Origin of the sequence: Nocardia sp. CA-119907 (assembly GCF_050955995.1) — a bacterium.
GTDB lineage: Bacteria > Actinomycetota > Actinomycetes > Mycobacteriales > Mycobacteriaceae > Nocardia.
The window spans coordinates 9410977-9425024 of sequence record NZ_CP192091.1; the positions used below are offsets into that span (position 1 = coordinate 9410977).

The 14048-nt window shown below is 65.7% G+C and carries 15 protein-coding genes; 8 read left to right on the forward strand and 7 right to left on the reverse strand.

Translation table 11 applies throughout. The features are described 5' to 3' along the window. Window positions 1-3 precede the first annotated feature (3 nt). The 4 genes from ACQP2D_RS42225 to ACQP2D_RS42240 form a co-directional block, all read right to left on the reverse strand. Window positions 4-708 carry a DUF1707 SHOCT-like domain-containing protein gene (locus ACQP2D_RS42225; protein WP_433681470.1) on the reverse strand — a complete coding sequence of 235 codons (705 nt, stop codon included), beginning with the start codon at window positions 706-708 and terminating at the stop codon, window positions 4-6. Window positions 709-926: 218 nt separating this feature from the next. Continuing rightward, window positions 927-1559, reverse strand: coding sequence for a response regulator (locus tag ACQP2D_RS42230; protein WP_433685937.1), 633 nt, complete (start codon window positions 1557-1559; stop codon window positions 927-929). A gap of 32 nt (window positions 1560-1591) precedes the next feature. After that, window positions 1592-2797 (reverse strand): MacS family sensor histidine kinase, encoded by a 1206-nt coding sequence (gene macS, locus ACQP2D_RS42235; protein WP_433681471.1) that lies wholly within the window; start codon window positions 2795-2797, stop codon window positions 1592-1594. After that, the gene (locus ACQP2D_RS42240; RefSeq protein ID WP_433681472.1) at window positions 2775-3971 is read right to left on the reverse strand and encodes an AI-2E family transporter; all 1197 of its coding nucleotides are present in this window, start codon (window positions 3969-3971) and stop codon (window positions 2775-2777) included. The genes macS and ACQP2D_RS42240 overlap by 23 nt, the downstream gene beginning before the upstream one ends. Window positions 3972-4136: 165 nt before the next feature. Here ACQP2D_RS42240 and ACQP2D_RS42245 point away from each other — a divergent pair, with 165 nt between their 5' ends. The 3 genes from ACQP2D_RS42245 (at window position 4137) to ACQP2D_RS42255 (ending at window position 7218) form a co-directional block, all read left to right on the forward strand. Then, window positions 4137-5648 carry an adenylate/guanylate cyclase domain-containing protein gene (locus ACQP2D_RS42245; protein WP_433685938.1) on the forward strand — a complete coding sequence of 504 codons (1512 nt, stop codon included), beginning with the start codon at window positions 4137-4139 and terminating at the stop codon, window positions 5646-5648. 4 nt (window positions 5649-5652) lie between these two features. Next, window positions 5653-6768, forward strand: a complete 1116-nt coding sequence (locus tag ACQP2D_RS42250; protein ID WP_433681473.1) for a lysylphosphatidylglycerol synthase transmembrane domain-containing protein — start codon at window positions 5653-5655, stop codon at window positions 6766-6768. An 81-nt stretch (window positions 6769-6849) separates the two neighbouring features. Beyond that, window positions 6850-7218, forward strand: a complete 369-nt coding sequence (locus tag ACQP2D_RS42255) for a DUF3054 domain-containing protein (RefSeq protein ID WP_433681474.1) — start codon at window positions 6850-6852, stop codon at window positions 7216-7218. A gap of 3 nt (window positions 7219-7221) precedes the next feature. Here ACQP2D_RS42255 and ACQP2D_RS42260 read toward each other — a convergent pair whose 3' ends face one another. Next, window positions 7222-8901, reverse strand: a complete 1680-nt coding sequence (locus ACQP2D_RS42260) for an NTF2-like N-terminal transpeptidase domain-containing protein (protein ID WP_433681475.1) — start codon at window positions 8899-8901, stop codon at window positions 7222-7224. A gap of 396 nt (window positions 8902-9297) precedes the next feature. Here ACQP2D_RS42260 and ACQP2D_RS42265 point away from each other — a divergent pair, with 396 nt between their 5' ends. Continuing rightward, entirely contained in the window at window positions 9298-9903 is a 606-nt protein-coding gene (locus tag ACQP2D_RS42265; protein ID WP_433681476.1) for a hypothetical protein, read from the forward strand. A gap of 51 nt (window positions 9904-9954) precedes the next feature. Next, window positions 9955-10392, forward strand: a complete 438-nt coding sequence (gene aroQ / locus ACQP2D_RS42270) for a type II 3-dehydroquinate dehydratase (RefSeq protein WP_433681477.1) — start codon at window positions 9955-9957, stop codon at window positions 10390-10392. Window positions 10393-10413: 21 nt separating this feature from the next. Here the strand turns inward: aroQ and ACQP2D_RS42275 are convergent, their stop codons facing one another. Then, complete coding sequence (locus ACQP2D_RS42275; RefSeq protein WP_433681478.1) at window positions 10414-10860, reverse strand: nitroreductase/quinone reductase family protein; 447 nt, start codon at window positions 10858-10860, stop codon at window positions 10414-10416. 165 nt (window positions 10861-11025) lie between these two features. After that, window positions 11026-11817, reverse strand: a complete 792-nt coding sequence (locus ACQP2D_RS42280) for an ArsR/SmtB family transcription factor (protein ID WP_433681479.1) — start codon at window positions 11815-11817, stop codon at window positions 11026-11028. Between the two features lie 155 nt (window positions 11818-11972). Here ACQP2D_RS42280 and ACQP2D_RS42285 point away from each other — a divergent pair, with 155 nt between their 5' ends. The 3 genes from ACQP2D_RS42285 to ACQP2D_RS42295 are packed head-to-tail and all read left to right on the forward strand — an operon-like array spanning window position 11973 to window position 13994. Next, window positions 11973-12899, forward strand: coding sequence for an ABC transporter ATP-binding protein (locus ACQP2D_RS42285; RefSeq protein ID WP_433681480.1), 927 nt, complete (start codon window positions 11973-11975; stop codon window positions 12897-12899). Continuing rightward, window positions 12896-13747, forward strand: a complete 852-nt coding sequence (locus ACQP2D_RS42290; protein WP_433681481.1) for an ABC transporter permease — start codon at window positions 12896-12898, stop codon at window positions 13745-13747. Before ACQP2D_RS42285 ends, ACQP2D_RS42290 begins: the two co-directional genes overlap by 4 nt. Further along, window positions 13737-13994: a helix-turn-helix transcriptional regulator gene (locus ACQP2D_RS42295; protein WP_433681482.1), complete on the forward strand. Its 258-nt coding sequence runs from the start codon at window positions 13737-13739 to the stop codon at window positions 13992-13994. The genes ACQP2D_RS42290 and ACQP2D_RS42295 overlap by 11 nt, the downstream gene beginning before the upstream one ends. Window positions 13995-14048 lie beyond the last annotated feature (54 nt).

Below are 14048 nucleotides of genomic sequence, written 5' to 3' on the forward strand. Positions count from 1 at the left end.
CGATCAGCTGCCCATCAACTTGCGCCACTGGGCGCGCAGGGTGTGTTTGGCGGTCACCGAGCCGAAGCGGATCCGGCCCTGGACGACCAGGTGCAGCGGGCCGAAGGGCGGGCCGGTGCGGACCTTGTTGTTGACGCTGGAGCCGATCAGGTCGACGCCATTGAGGTCGACGGTGGCCTCGGCGGGGACGATCAGGGTGAGCGAACTCAGATAGTCGTCGACATTCACTTCGACGACCTGCGTGGACATGATCGCCTCGGTGAAATCGAGGGTGACGCCGGACAGCCAGTTGTTCAGGTGCAGCGATGGCGCGACCTGCCATGGCCCGCGGCGATTGACGCCGGACAGGCGGCTGCGGATCACATTGCCGGGCGTGGCATGCGACGGGACCGACGGCGGCGGTGATACCGGCCGCTTCACGAAGCCGGGCGTGGCGTTGACGAAGGTCGACGGCGGTGCGGCAGGGTGACCGATGAGCCGGACACCGGGCAGATCGACCAGTACGGCATTGAGCTCACCGCGCGTCTTGGCGGCCAGTGCGGTATCCATCCGCTCGGTGAACTCCCCGAGTGAGAGCATGCCGAGCCCAACGGCCCGCTGCAGCAGTTGGCCGACGTGCTCGCGTTCGGCGTCGGAGACGCGCAGTTCACGGTCGCCGACCGCATCACCGGAGCCGACGCCATTGGATACCGATTCGGGGCCGCCCATGAATTCGAGATTACCGAGCCCCGGGCGCTGGGTGCATCAGGGCAAACCCCGATTCCAGCGCCGACCCAACCCGAATCCACCGGCCCCCATCTCGCGTCCGGGCATTACGGGCATCCGATGCCGACGGTCCGTAGCCCGAGCCCTTCCGGCATGAATCGCCGGAGCGAGTACGCAATCAATGGCCGAACTCTCCTAACGGTCGCCGAGCCGATATCGCGCTATTCGAGCCCCTGCTCGATCGCATAGCGGGTCAACTCGACGCGATTGGCCAACTGCAACTTGCGCAGTGTCGCCTGCACATGGTTCTCCACGGTCCGGTGACTGAGCCCGAGCCGGGAGGCGATCTGCTTGGCGGACAAGCCCTTCGCCACCATCCGCAAGACCTCGGTCTCGCGCTCGGTGAGTGCGGGCCGATGCGGTTCATCCGGTTGCGCGGGCGCGGTCGCCATTCGCCGGTACTCGCCGAGCACCAACCCGGCCAGTCCGGGTGTGAACACCGGCTGCCCCGCCGCGGTGGCCCGCACGGCCTCGATCAGCTCGCTGGCCGACGCGCTCTTCACCAGATATCCGCAGGCCCCCGCCTTGATCGCGTCCAGCACATCATCGCGCTCGGCCGAGGCCGACAACACGAGCACCCGACTCTGCGGCGATACCCGCAGCACCTCCGCGGTGGCCTGCGCCCCGTTCCCATCGGGCAGCTGCATATCCATCAGCACCACCGCGGGCCGCACCGCCGCCGCCCGCCGGGTGGCCGATCCGACCCCGTCCGCGGTGGCGGCCACCTCGAATCCGGCCTCGGCCAGATCCCGCGAGACGCCGTCCCGCCACATGGGATGGTCATCGACCACCATGACCGAAATAGTCTCGGCCGCATCGGCATCGGTCACACCGCACCTCCTGTACGTGGTACCCGGAACTCCCATTCGGTGCCGAATCCGACACCGCCCGCCTCCTCGGTCAGCAGCACCGCCGTCCCGCCCAACGTTTCGATCCGGCCGACAATGGAACGCGAAACACCCATGCGCCCTTCGGCTTCCGCCTCGGCCAGCCGACCCGGCGCAATACCGACGCCGTCATCGCGCACACTGATGATCAGCTCGTCGCCGGTGTCCTCCAGCAGCACATAGGCTTTCGCCTCGGGTCCGGCATGCAGCACGACATTGGACAGTGCGTTCGCCACCGCCGCCGCGATCTCACCCGCCGTCCAACGCCCCACCCGCACAGGCTCACCGGGTGTCGAAACGAATACCGATGGCGTCGCGTGCGCGGTGAGCAGCGGTCGCAGATCGATATCGGCGCCACCGATATCCCCGTGTTTGCCCTGTTCGGAAATCAGCACCCGCAGCGCCACTTCCTGTTCCGCGGCCCGCTGTGCCAATTCCTCGGTGGGCCCGCCGATCTCGTTGCCGCGCCGTTTGATGTAGCTGAGCACCTGCAGTACACCGTCGTGCACCTCACGGGCCAACCGCTCCCGCTCCGCGGCGGCCGCTGTCAGCCGCACGGCCCGTTCCAGCTGGCCTTGGGCGCGCCGCGCGGTATTGGCCGCGAGTCCGAGCGCAAGACCGATGGAGACGAGCACCGGTGCGGTCGCATCGGCCCACACGTCCTGCCCCCATTGTTCACGCACCGTCATGATCACCGCCGCGATGAGCAGGCCGGAGAGCACACCGGCCAGCGGCCCGCGCAGAATCGCCGCCGAGACCACGGCATTGGCGACCCATAGCGTGGTCGGCAGCGTCTGATGCCCGTGGTACCAGCTGTAATCGGCGACCAAGCGGGTCGAGGCGATGAGTGCGACAACCACCACGTGGTCGCCGATCACCACCCACCACCGCAACCGCGCCACATCGGGAAAATGCCACTGCGACAACATGAATGCCGAGGCGCCGGACCACACCGCCATCACCGCGATCAGCACCCAGCTCAGCTGCTGGTGCTGGTAGTACTGCACCGAGGCGAGCTGCTGGCCGACCGCGTAGAGCAGTGTGACCAGCCGCAACGCCTGTACGGCCCGCCACAGCGGCGCGGTCGCCGCTTCGGCCGCGCTCAGTTCGGCAGGTCGGACCTCAGTCTGGTCCGGCCGCGTCATCGGTCTTGTCCCCACCCGGGTGCTCCCTGGCCGCCTCCCGCGCCGATATCGCCTCCACGTCGAACCGGCCCGGTTCCGGTTTATCCGGCTCCGCCGAATACATTCTGTGCCCTTCGCCGGTGCGCAGGTCCTCGAACGTCTCCTCCGGGTGCTCGGACAGCAGTGACCGGATCGCGGTGTTCATCACCGCAACGAACGGCACCGCCAGCAAACCACCCGCGATCCCGCCGAGCACGATGCCGGCGGCAATGGCCAGCACCACCGCCAGCGGATGGATGCTCACGGCCCGCCCGAGCAGCAACGGCTGCAGCACATGGCTCTCCAGCTGCATCACCGCGATGATGATGCCGAGCACGATCAGCGCGGTCACCCAGCCCTTGGTCACCAACGCGATGAAGACCGCGATGGTCCCGGCCAGGAAAGCACCGACGATCGGGATGAACGCGCTGATGAACACCAGCGAGGCCAGCGGCAGCGCCAGCGGTACCCCGAGAATCGCCAGGCCGGCACCGATGCCGATGGCATCGACGAGCGCGACGACCACGGTGGCGCGGACGAATCCGACCAGCGTGCCGAAACCGAGTTGCCCTGCGGTGCGCACCTTTTCCCGATGCGGTGTCGGCACGATCCGGGTGACGAAGTGCCAGATCTGATCGCCGCTGTAGAGGAAGAAGATCAGAATGAACAGCGTAAGGAACGCGCCGGTGAGGACGTGCCCGATCACTGTCGCGGTGGTCAGCGCCCCGCTGGTGAGTCCCTCCCGGTTCGATTGGATCGTCTTGACGATCGTGTCGCCCGCATTCCGGATCTGTTCATTGCTCAGATGCGGCGGACCATTGATCAGCCAGTCCTGAATCTCGTGAATGCTGTGGGTGATTTCGTCGGACAGCTGCGGCACACCCTCGACGAACTGTTCGACAACGAAGGTCATGATGCCCGCGACCACGCCGATCGATCCGACGAGCGCGACGAACACCCCCACCGCCCTCGGCACCCCGAGCCCTTGCAGCCAATCCACCAGCGGCGCCAGCAGTGCGGCGGCCAGCAACCCGATGGCGAGCGGAATCACCACCGTCCCCAACCGCTGCACCACCGCCGAGATCGCGAGCAGCGCGGCGAACATCACCAGTAGCCGCCACGACCACTCCGCGGAAACCCGGACGAACGGGTGCACAGAATCAGCAGCCGACCGCACTGCAGTGGCTTTCCCCTTAGCACTTACCCTCTGGTCGGTCACCTCCGCGAGCCTAATGGGCGCGGACCGCCGCGGAAATGCTCGCATGATCGAAACGCTAGATTGGTCATCGTGTCAGCGCCTTTGGAAGCGGTCAAACAGACCATGCGAACGCGCTGGCCGCTGTACCTGACATCGATGCTGTTGGCCAATGCCTTCGGTGCGGTCCTGGTGTGGGCGTTCATCCAATATGGACTCCCGGTTCCCGAGGGTGAGGCGGCCAGTGCGCGACGCACTGGCCTGGTGATTCCCGGTCTGGTTTTCACCACCGGCGGTCTGCTGAGCCTGGCCGCATCCGCGCTGATGCTGCGTCCGGTCATGCGCTGGCAGATGCGCGGCGGGCCACCGAGCCGACAGGAGCAGATGGCCGCACTGCACGCGCCGCTGCGACAGGCGATCCTGCATCTGGTGCTGTGGTTGATCGGCGGCGCCATTCTGGCGGCCACTATCATCGCGGACGCGCCGGAACTGGCGGGCGCGGTCATCGTCACCGAATGTATGGCCGCGACGATCGTATTCGGCTTCACCTACATGCTCGGCGAACGGATTCTGCGCCCGGTCGCCGCCGAGGCACTGACCGAGGGTTCGTTCGACCGCTCGCTGACCCCGGGCGTCGGCACCAGAATGGCGATGACCTGGGGCATGGGCACCTTCGCCCCCACCATCGCCATTGTGCTGCTGTGCGTCACCCAGATCTCGTCGGATGTGAAGTTCTCGGCGCAGTCGCTGGCCATCTCCATCCTGCTGCTGTGCGGTGTGGTGATCATGCAGGCGCTCGCGCTGTCCATGCTGGCCGGATCGAGCATCTCCGATCCGGTGCGCCAGCTCAGCCAGGCCATCGACCGGGTGCAGGAGGGTGCCCGTGACGTGCAGGTCGAGGTATTCGACGGCAGTGAGATCGGGCTGCTGCAGGTCGGCTTCAACCGCATGATGGAAGAGGCCGCCAAACGCCGCGAGCTGCAGGAACTCTTCGGCCAGCATGTCGGCGAGGAGGTGGCGCAGCGCGCCCTCGACTACGGCACCGAACTCGGCGGGGAGACCCGCTTCGTGGCCGTGCTGTTCGTCGATATGGTCGGCTCCACCGCGACCGCGGCGGAGCGCCCGCCGACCGAGGTGGTCAGCCTGCTCAACGAGTTCTTCCGCATCGTCGTCGACGTCATCGACCGGCACCACGGATTCGTCAACAAATTCGTGGGCGATGCCGCGCTGGCGATCTTCGGTGCTCCGCTGGACCGGCCGGACGCACCGACCGCCGCCCTGGCTGCCGCGCGTGAACTGCGCGAAGCCCTGCGCGAGGTGCCCGGACTCGATATCGGTATCGGGGTATCGGCGGGTCTGGCGGTCGCCGGAAATATCGGCGCCGCAAACCGATTCGAATACACCGTGATCGGCGATCCGGTGAACGAGGCATCGCGGCTGACCGAACTGGCCAAGGATCGCCCCGGCCGCGTACTCGCCTCCGGCAGCGCGCTGTATTTCGCCGATGAAAGTGAGCAGGACTTTTGGCTGACAGGGGACGAAGTCCAGCTGCGCGGGCGGCGGCGCAAGACCGGGTTGGCCTGGCCGAAGGATCCGCACGTCGATGCAGGCATCGAAACGATCGGTTCGTTAGGCTGACCGCGTGACGGCCAACGGGGAACTAGCAGGCGATCCGGCACCGCCGCCGCCTGAGGACCCGACCGACAGACCGACGAAGCCGGGCCAGCGGGGGAGATTCTGGTGGGTCAAATGGGTCGCCGGTATGGCATTGCTGGCATTGCTCATCGGCGAGGGCTACTACCTCTGGCCACGATTGCACGATTCCTGGAATAAGCTCACCGAAATTCACTGGGGCTGGGTCGCCGCCTGTATCTGGATGGCGGCGCTGTCGATGAGCGGGTTCAGCCGGGTTCAGAAACAACTGCTGCACGCGGGCGGCGTCGATGTCCGCCAGCACAAATCCGTCGCCGTCGTCTACGGCGCCACCGCGATGTCGGTGACTCTGCCTGCCGGACAGGTGTTTTCCACCGCGTTCACCTATCGCCAGACCCGCCGCTGGGGCGCGAATCCGATCGTCGCCTCCTGGCAGTTGGTGATCTCCGGCGTGGTGGCCACCGCCGGACTCGCCCTGCTCGGCGTCGGCGGCGCACTGCTGGTCGGCAACCAGGTCGGGCCGTTCAAACTCATTCTGTCGGTGGCCGGTGTGATCGCGCTGGTGTGGGCGGGCAACCATCTGTCGAGGAATCCCGGCGCGCTGGAGGCCGTACTGCGCCGCGGCCTCGCGCTGCTCAATCGAATCCGCAAAAGGCCCGCCGACCAGGGCATGAGCAAGATCGCCGATATGCTCTCGCAGCTGGAATCGGTGGATCTGGGCAAGCGCGACGGCGTCCTGGTCGCGGGCTGGGCGCTGGTGCACCGCTTCGCCGATGTGGCCTGCCTCGGCGCGGCCTGCTACGCGGTCGGCGCCGATCCGAAGTTGGCCGGCCTGCTCATCGCGTTCACCGCGGGCAAGGCCGTCGGTTCCATCCCGTTCGCGCCCGGCGGCATCGTCTACGTCGACGCGACCCTCATCTACGGTCTCACCGCGGGTGCGACCCTGCCCGCCTCCCAGGCCGTCGCCGCCGCCTTCGTCTACCGCCTGGTGAGCTTCATCCTGGTCGCGATCATCGGCTGGATCGTCTTCGCCTTCCTGTTCCGCACCCCGCAGGCCGACGACGCGGAATTCGAGAAGGAATTCGAGCAGCGTCGGACGCTGTGACCTCAGGGAGTACCGAGCCGGGCTCGACCGGCAGGTTGCCGCATCCGAGCGACCGAAACGGGCACTACTACGCTGGCCCGCGTGAAGAAACTGGTGCCGTTGCTGGTCGATGCACTGCTGGTGGTCCTGTTCTGCGCGATCGGCAGGCGCAGTCATGATGAGGCGATACTCACCGGACTGCTGAAGACGGTATGGCCGTTCGGGGTCGGACTCTCGATCGGCTGGGTGGCGGCCCTCGCGGTCGCGAGCCGGACGCGCCACTTCGACGGGACCGCCCTGTGGCCGACCGGAGTTCTGGTCTGGTTCGGCACGCTCTGCGGCGGCATGGTGCTGCGCGTGATCAGCGGTCAGGGCACGGCGTTCAGTTTCATCATTGTCGCGGCATGTGTGCTCGCGCTGTTCCTGCTCGGCTGGCGCGCGGCCGTCAAAGGCGTCAAAGCCATCAACTGAGACTTACTTCTCCGGGGTGGCCAAATACTGGAACAGCCTGGCCGCCATGCGCGCAGTCGCATCACCGCTGTCGGCATCTTTAATGTGGATCGCAAAGGCCAGGTCTCCCGCATTCGCGATGAGCCAACCGTCATTGCCCGCGGTGGCCACGAATCCCGTGACATCGCGGAACGGCCGCAGCGGCGCGAATTCCGGTCGGCCCGCGCCCTCGCGCAACAGTCCGCGCAGCCGGTCGGTCAGCTCCGGTGACATGCCGCCGACCTGGGCGTCGGTGGTGCTCGGCCGGCCGGCCTCGATCATCGGCGCCGGCACCTGTCCGCGCGCGATGGCGGCGGCGGCGATCGCCATGCCGAAGGGGCTGGCCAGCACCGCATCCGTACCGCCGCCCTGACGGACCTGCTCGGCACTGCGCCCCGCGACCGCGACCCGCCCGGTGACCTCATCCAGTCCCGGCACCTTGTAATCGACGCCCACACCGAGATTCGGCGCGGCCTCGGCCGCATCCGGCACCGAAACGTCCTGCGGTGCCTTGTTCTTCTGGACCGAGGCGACCGTGCGGAACAGGTCGATATTGGTGCCGACCGGATACAGCCCGGTGAAGGCGACCGAACCGTGCTCGCTGGCCTGCGTGTTCTGCGCGACCGCGACGACCGCGCCGCTGGAAGGCTGGATCGCCACGATCGAGGCGGGCGTGCCCACGCTCACCACCGCATCCTCGGCGGCCCGCTGCAGGCGCTGATCCATGGTGGCCGCGATATCCGGACCGGGCGGTCCCTGATAACCGGCGATCTGCCCGACGAAGCGACCGTCCTGTTCGAAAATCTGCACACCCCAACCGGAGTGCTGATCCTGACTGTCCTGCCACACCTTGCGCAGCGCGTCCAGCATCGGCGACCAGGTCCGGCGGTCGGCGGAGATGAGCCGCGGCTGCTTCTCCATCACCACGCCGGGCACCCGGGCCATTGCGGGCTCCAGGATCGCGAAATCGGGTTCACGTAGATTCACCGCGACAATCGGCTTGCCCTGCGAACTCGACAGTTGCTGCAGCAGCGACGGTCCGGTGATCAGCGGCGCGACCGGTGCGATGGCCTTGGCCAGTGCATCGGTCGAGGCGACCGGATCGGTCGTCTTGGCCGGGTCGAGCTTGATCACATTGATGACCTGTTCGGTCATCAATGCGTCGCCGACGATATCGCTGACCCGGGGTGGCGGGGTGGGTGTGGTGCGCACGAGGCGAACCGTGCGGTTGTGGTCCAGTTGCGGCATGACGACGGCGGGATCCCAGGAGATCCGCCAGCCGATCGCCAACTTCCGCACATTGCCCTGCAGGCTGTACTTCCAGGTCTTGTTCTCGCCGAAGTTCCAGGCGACGTCCATGCTGAACAGTCCGCCCTCGGGGCCGAGGCCGATGAATTGGGTCTTCTGATAGTCGACCTTGCCCGGCTGCAAGCCCGCGAACATTTGCTTCAGCGTTGCTGAAGCAGCCGTGGGATAGGAGGTCAGCTCCGCCGCCTTGGCATAGTTCTGATCGTCGAGAAGTTCGGTGAAGCGGTCTACGACACTTTCGGCCTCATTGCGTTTCTGGTCGGTTCCACACGATCCGATCGTGATAGCCAATGCCGCCGCCCCCGCGAGTGCGATTGCGCCCCGGACGCGATAGCGGCGGGATCCCCACACATCCATGTCGCCCACTCTTTACTCTTGTCACTCCAGTAACAAGACCACCGTACCTGAAATTAGTTGTCCGCCGTGCCGCCGCAGCCCGGACGTTACCCATGCTCAGCATCTCCGATTGTGCCCGAAACCCTTGCTTCGAGGGGCTGATCATAGGCGCTCCCCGGTCCCGCTGCGAACCCGGCGCCGCAACCGTACCGGCCGGAACGCAAAGTCGGACGAAAACGGCGTACGTCGGCGTTTCGGGGCGAAGGACGCCCGTTGACCAGCACACACCCTCTCTCGGGCGTACCCCTACCGCCTTCCCCCGAAACCGTTCGCACAGAGCGGAACCATGCACATCATTTGCGAAGTAATCTTGTAATCAATGAAAGACAAACTGCACAGTAAGTAGGTGATTCCCAAATGAGGCACGATCATCGGGGACGGGGTTTCGGACGACCGGGCGGCTGGCAGCAGGCCGATCTACCCGACCCAGCGGATGCCCCCGACTGGTTCGCCGGACGGTTGCCGAGTGACTGGTTCACCGGACAGCCCGTCATCGAAATCGACCGCGACGAAATCGTGGTGATCGGTGAACTGCCGATCCCGCAGCCGGAGAAGCCGGCGGTATCGGAGCAGGCCGACGCCGACGCGCCCGCCGAAGCGGTGCCGGCCGCGACAAAGGAGGGCGCCATCGCCCGATTCCGCGAGACCACCCGCCCGGCGCGGATGCGGATCGCGGACGAGGCCCAGCGCCGGTACGGGCGCAGCGTCGCCTGGGGCGTCTCGGTGGATGGTGAGCGAACCATGTTCACGCACTTGGCCGTTCCGGTCATGACCCGGTTGCGTCAGCCGGAGCGCAAGGTGCTCGACACACTCGTCGATTCCGGTGTGGCCCGGTCGCGGGCGGATGCGCTGGCCTGGACGGTGAAGTTGGCGGGCAAACATGCCGAGGCCTGGCTCGAGGAGTTGCGCACCGCGATGCGGAAGGTAGATGACCTGCGGTCGGAAGGTCCGCAGGGGCTCTAGATCGGCTCGTCGCGCGACCTACTGGCAGTCGCTGCGGCTAGGGTCTTGTCCATGTCGACACCCGGTCCGATCCTGGTTCTCAACGGCCCCAACCTCAATATGCTCGGCACCCGCCAACCGGAGGTCTACGGGTCCGCCACGCTCGACGATGTCGTCGAGCTGTGCAGGCAGACCGCCGCCCGGTACGGCCGCGAGATCGATGCGTTCCAGTCGAATTCCGAAGGAGCGCTGATCGATCGGATCCATCGGGCACGCGGCATCGAATCCGGCATCGTCATCAATCCCGGTGGGCTGACGCACACTTCGGTGGCGCTGCGTGATGCGCTGGTGATTCCGGAACTCCCCATCGTCGAGGTGCACATCAGCAATGTGCATGCGCGCGAGGAGTTTCGGCATCACTCCTACATCTCCCCCATCGCCACCGCGGTGGTCGCCGGAATGGGCATCCAGGGCTACGCCGCCGCCATCGAATTCCTGATCAAACGCTAGGCGGCGGTCAGGCCGGACCCACTAGGCAAGCCGGAAAACCGGGAACCCCGGTGCGATCTCGGCCAACTGGGCATCACTGGCGTCCTTGGTAACCCCTTCGAAGAACTTCCCCACCTCCCAACCCCACTTCTGCAGGTAGAGCCGCAACAACGGCACCTTGTCCGCATCCGCCACCTCGGTCGCGGTAAACGCCTCGACCTTGCGCCCCAACCGCAACTCCCCACTCCCCGCAACCCGCAAATTCCGCACCCACTGCGTATGCCCCCGCGGCGCAACCAGATACCGAGTCCCGTCGGCGTCGGTCAACAGATTCACCATCGTCGTCCGCCACTCCCCACTCTTACGCCCCCGCACAGCCAACAACCGCGACCCCATAACACTGATCCCGAGCCGGGGCAGCCAGTTGGCAATCCGATTCATAATCGGATCCAACCCAGCAGGACCGATGTACCGAGTGCTGGCATCCATTGTTCTCTCCTTCGTGAGCACTGCTCTCTATTGAGATCAGTGTTCCACGCCCCCTTCCCTAAGTCAAGAGCACTGCTCTCCCTTCCCGGAATAATGCGCTCATGCAGGGGTCTTCTCGATGTTTGCCTGCACCGGCGCATGGTGATCGCTTGTCCAGACCGGGGGTCAGGGAGTGGGGAGGGGGTTTCCGGTTTCGAGGAGGGTTTTGAGATTGGAGAGGATGGCGGGCCAGCCGCCGCTGATGCCTTCGAGGACTTGACTGTCGGAGCGGAAGCCGTCGTGGATGACGGTCAGCTTCACGAGTTCGGTACCGGCGGGTTCGAGTTCGAAGGTGACCTTCGAGCGGGGTTCGCGTGCCCATGACGCGACGTCGTCCGGGTTCATTTCGAAGGCCGTGGCGAAGGAGGGGTCGAAGGTGTGCCAGGTGTAGGACAGTTTGCTGTACGGATCCGATTCCAGGACGAGTTGTTCGGGGTCCTTGCTGGTCCAATCCCGTTGGTGCCAGACCATTTCCGAACCGGGCTGCCAATCGGTCTCGAAGCTCGCGCCCCAGTAGCGGTTGGTGAAGATGGGGTCGGTGAGTGCTTGCCAGAGCTTTTCGGGGGTGGTCTTGATGTAGGTGGTGTAGACGAATGCGTTGTCGCTCATGGGGTTTGCCTCCAGTACTCGTTTCAGGTCGGCGAGGGTGTGGACTCGGGCGCGGTGGTAGCGGGTGATCCAGCGGTCGGCTATCGCGTTGATGGGTTCGGCGTTGAGGTAGTGCAGTTTTTCGCGGCCACTGCGGCGGGTGGTGATCAAATTGGCCGCCTCCAGGACCGCGAGGTGCTTGCTCACCGACTGGCGGGCCATATCCAGTTCGGCGCACAGCTCGCGCAGGGTTTGCCCGTTGCGCGCGTTGAGACTGTCGAGCAGCCTTCTGCGGCTCGAGTCGGCGAGCGCCTTGAATACCTCGTCCATGCCACCTTCTTCGAAATATGCAGCCAGCAAGCTGCATATCTAACGATAGGCATCCGATTGGCTGCATGTCAATGAAGACCGCCGGCAACAGATTGTCGCTGCGGTATGTAGTAGGTATGCTACGAATCATCCCGATCTCACAACGGGAGGATGAGATGACACTGGGTGACGGCGTCGCGCTCGACGTCGAGAAACTGCGCATGCGCTACGGCACGACCGACGTCCTGCGCAATGTGACGTTCCAGGCGCGACCGGGCGAGGTGCTGGTACTGCTCGGACCGAATGGCGCGGGCAAGACCACCACCATCGAAATTCTGGAGGGCTTCCGCATGCGCTCCGCGGGCCGCGTCGAGGTGCTCGGCATGGATCCCGCGCACGGTAACGAGGCCTGGCGGGCCCGGCTCGGCGTGGTCCTGCAGTCGTGGCGCGACCACGCCAAATGGCGTGTGCGCGAATTACTTTCGCACCTCGGCACCTATTACGCGCCCTATCGGACCGAGACGATCCAACGGCCTTGGGACACCGACGAACTCATTGCCGCCGTCGGTCTCACCGAACAGGCGAACAGCAAGATCGGATCGCTGTCCGGCGGACAGCGTCGCCGCATGGATGTCGCGATCGGCATCGTCGGCCGTCCCGAACTGCTGTTCCTCGACGAACCGACCGCGGGCTTCGATCCACAGGCCCGACGGGAATTCCACGATCTGGTCCATCAGCTCGCCGACGACCGGACCACCATCCTGCTCACCACCCACGATCTCGACGAGGCCGAGAAGCTCGCCGACCGCATCATGATCCTGGCCGGTGGCCGGATCATCGCCGATGGCTCGGCCGACGAACTGTCGCGGCGCATCGCGGGCGAGGCCGAAATCCGTTGGACCCACCATGGACAGCGATTCGTGCACACCACCACCGAGTCGACCAAATTCGTCTACGAGCTGTTCGGGCAGCACGGCGAGGAGATAGGCGAGCTGGAGGTGCGGCGCGCCTCGCTCGAGGACACCTACATGAAGCTCGTGCAGCAGTACGAATCCGGCAGGCTCGAAACCGAGGTCCATTCACTGGAGGAGGTCGTGCGATGAATCCGATCGACACCGCGGCCCGGGCCGGAACCCGACGCGGACTGATCGAGCTGCGCCAAATGCTCACCACTCCCCAGGACCTGTGGGGCATGCTGTTCTGGCCGGTCACCATGGTCATCGTGCTGTTCTTCATGCGGGATGCGAAATTCCAGGCGAGCGGCCTCGGGCTCGGATCACTGGCCCTGCCGAGCATCCTCGGCATGCTCGTTGCCTTCAACGGCATGTTCGGCATCGCCCAGATGCTCACCATGGAGCGCGAGGACGGAACACTGTTGCGCGCCAAGGCGACACCGAACGGCATGGTGGGCTATCTGATCGGCAAGATCGTTACGACCGCGGGTTGGGTGGTCGTCCCGTTCCTGGTGATATTGATACCCGGGCTCTTCCTGGTCGACGGCACGGCAATGGACAGCGTCGGCTCCTGGCTGAGCCTGATCGGCATTGTCGCGCTCGGCATGATCGCGACCATGCCGGCCGGCGCGGTGCTCGGATCGCTGTTCAGCAATCCCCGCAATATCGGGTTCCTCTCGCTGCCGATCATGGGCATTGTCGCCATCTCCGGCATCTTCTACCCGATCACCTCGATGCCGGGCTGGCTACAGGGCATTGCGCAGGTGTTCCCCATCTACTGGGTCGGCATCGGCATGCGCGCGGCAATGCTGCCGGGTGATGCGGTCGCCGTCGAACTCGGCCACTCCTGGCGGCATCTGGAAACCATTGCCGTGCTGGGCGTCTGGGCGGTGGCCGGATTGCTGTTGGCCCCGGTGGTGCTGCGTAGGATGGCACGGCGCGAGTCCGGGTCGAGCGTGGCGGCGCGCCGCGAGAGGGCGATTCAGCGTGCCTACTGAGGTCATCTACAACCGCATCGCGATGTTGCGGGCCGAGCGCGGCATTTCCCGACGGGAGTTGGCCGAGGCGCTCGGCGTGCACTATCAGACGATCGGTTACCTCGAACGCGGCGAGTACAGTCCGAGCCTGCATCTCGCATTGCGGATCGCGGCATACTTCGAAGTGGCGGTGGAGGTCATCTTCTCCACCACGCCGTTCCCTCGTCTGGGCTCCCCGGTCGAATCAGCCCGCGCCGCAGGGGATTAGCGCGTCCGACCCGGGCTGGTCGTCCCTCGGTCCAATGGCCGCGGTCGACCCTGA

Excerpts from the sequence above, each read along its gene's own strand:
- ACQP2D_RS42275 (WP_433681478.1), bottom strand. The coding sequence starts at position 10,860 with ATGGATGCCAGCACTCGGTACATCGGTCCTGCTGGGTTGGATCCGATT.
- macS (WP_433681471.1), bottom strand. The coding sequence starts at position 2,797 with ATGACGCGGCCGGACCAGACTGAGGTCCGACCTGCCGAACTGAGCGCG.
- aroQ (WP_433681477.1), top strand. The coding sequence starts at position 9,955 with ATGTCGACACCCGGTCCGATCCTGGTTCTCAACGGCCCCAACCTCAAT.
- ACQP2D_RS42245 (WP_433685938.1), top strand. The coding sequence starts at position 4,137 with ATGCGAACGCGCTGGCCGCTGTACCTGACATCGATGCTGTTGGCCAAT.
- ACQP2D_RS42230 (WP_433685937.1), bottom strand. The coding sequence starts at position 1,559 with ATGGTGGTCGATGACCATCCCATGTGGCGGGACGGCGTCTCGCGGGAT.
- ACQP2D_RS42285 (WP_433681480.1), top strand. The coding sequence starts at position 11,973 with ATGACACTGGGTGACGGCGTCGCGCTCGACGTCGAGAAACTGCGCATG.
- ACQP2D_RS42280 (WP_433681479.1), bottom strand. The coding sequence starts at position 11,817 with ATGGACGAGGTATTCAAGGCGCTCGCCGACTCGAGCCGCAGAAGGCTG.
- ACQP2D_RS42225 (WP_433681470.1), bottom strand. The coding sequence starts at position 708 with ATGGGCGGCCCCGAATCGGTATCCAATGGCGTCGGCTCCGGTGATGCG.
- ACQP2D_RS42290 (WP_433681481.1), top strand. The coding sequence starts at position 12,896 with ATGAATCCGATCGACACCGCGGCCCGGGCCGGAACCCGACGCGGACTG.
- ACQP2D_RS42265 (WP_433681476.1), top strand. The coding sequence starts at position 9,298 with ATGAGGCACGATCATCGGGGACGGGGTTTCGGACGACCGGGCGGCTGG.
- ACQP2D_RS42260 (WP_433681475.1), bottom strand. The coding sequence starts at position 8,901 with ATGGATGTGTGGGGATCCCGCCGCTATCGCGTCCGGGGCGCAATCGCA.